Here is a 1,886-nt window from a genome sequence, read left to right as displayed (position 1 = left end):
GATTACGAATTTCTGATTTCCGATAAATGTTTCGGTTAGAAATGTAATTTGCAATTTAGATATAAAAAACTAAATTTGTCAACTTGAAAAAATAATAAAAAGATACAAACATGGAAAACACTCGTCGTTCATTCTTAAAACAAATGTCGGTAGCAGGCTTAGGTGCTGCAGGTCTGGCAATGGCTGGTAAGGCATCAGCTACAACAGTAGTAACTCCGGAAGCGAAAAATAAAAAGAAACCGGTAGGTAAAGATGATGGTAAGCTTCGTTTCGGTTTTATCGGAACAGGTTCAAGATGTCATGAGCATATTAATAATGTCTTGGCAATTCCCGGTAATAAGATTGTTGCAATTTGTGATATTCAGCAAGGGCCGATTGATGCAACATTGAAACATATCGCAAAATTTAATGTTCCGGCTCCTAAAGTATATACAGGCAGTGAACGTGAATTTGAGAAAATGTTGAATAATGAAGAATTTGACTGCGTAATTATTGCCAGTCCGTGGGAATGGCATGTGCCGATGTCTGTTGCTGCAATGAAGGCAGGCGTTCCCTATGTAGGCGTAGAAGTTTCTGCTGCAAATACATTGGAAGAATGCTGGGATCTGGTTAATGTTTCGGAAGCTACAGGCAGCCATTTGAATATTATGGAAAATGTATGCTATCGTCGTGACTGCATGGCTGCATTAAGAATGGTTCGTGAAGGATTATTCGGAGAGTTATTGCATGGAACTTGTGGTTATGAGCATGATTTGCGCGACGTGAAGTTCAATGATGGTAAACATTATACATACCAACCAGGTAGTGGCGATCTTCGTATGGGGCCAACCGCATTTTCCGAAGCCCAATGGCGTACAAACCATTCTGTTCATCGTAATGGTGATGTATATCCTACTCATGGTATCGGTCCGGTTGCAAATTGCTTGGATATAAATCGTGGTAATCGTTTTCTTTCTTTGTCGGCGATGGCTACCCAATCTCGTGGATTACATAAGTTTATTGTGGATAATGGTGGAGAAAACCATCCGTTGGCAAAAGTACAATTTAACTTAGGCGATATTGTCACTTCTATGATTAAATGTGCAAACGGACAGACTGTAATTGTAACACATGATACGAACTCTCCACGTCCTTATTCATTAGGTTTCCGTATTCAGGGTACTGAAGGTTTGTGGATGAATGATGGAAATCATGTATATGTCCAGGGTAAATCCAAACCTCACCGTTGGGATGATTCGGAAGAATGGTTTAAACAATATGATCATAATTTATGGGCTAAACACGCTGCTGAAGCTGCCGAAGCAGGTCATGGCGGAATGGACTATATTATGATGTATGATTTGATTAATGCTATTCGGAATAAGAAGCCTGCTCCTATGGATTGTTACGATGCTGCAGCCTGGAGTGCTATTTCCGGTTTATCGGAAATGTCTATTGCCCGTGGTGGTGCATTGGTAGATTTCCCTGATTTTACCCGTGGACAATGGATTCATCGTCAACCTGCATTTGCTTTATAATTCATATATAGATATCTAAAGAGGGACTATCTAACAACAAAAAGTTGGATAGTCTCTTTTTTGTTGCTTACCCTTTTCTTACAGGTTGCTTACCTTATTCAATTTAGTTGCCTACCCAAATACTGTCTATATGGGTCTCAATAAAGGGTTGTTTAAGGGTTCACTTTGTCACCTTCTGTCACTTTCTTCGGGGGGTGTTTCAAAATCTGAAAAATTATCTACAGATATTCCATGTAATCATACAACTTGCTATTGTAGAAAATATTACATCACGCCGATGCGGTTTTTAAACTCCTAAAAACGGTCAATGCAGATTTCATTTTAACACTCCCGCGAACACTTTCCCTAAATGGCTTTAGCCTGGTTTCA

At 39.4% G+C, this 1,886-nt stretch carries 1 protein-coding gene; it reads left to right on the top strand.

From position 1 onward, the window contains the following. The first annotated feature begins 110 nt into the window (after nt 1–110). The gene (locus CTY47_RS16610) at nt 111–1,517 is read left to right on the top strand and encodes a Gfo/Idh/MocA family protein (protein WP_099465896.1); all 1,407 of its coding nucleotides are present in this window, start codon (nt 111–113) and stop codon (nt 1,515–1,517) included. The last annotated feature ends 369 nt before the right edge of the window (nt 1,518–1,886 follow it).

This window comes from Parabacteroides provencensis, from assembly GCF_900232875.1.
GTDB lineage: Bacteria > Bacteroidota > Bacteroidia > Bacteroidales > Tannerellaceae > Parabacteroides > Parabacteroides chinchillae.
The sequence above is the reverse complement of the archived record's forward strand: the minus strand, read 5'-3'. Positions and strand labels throughout refer to the sequence as shown.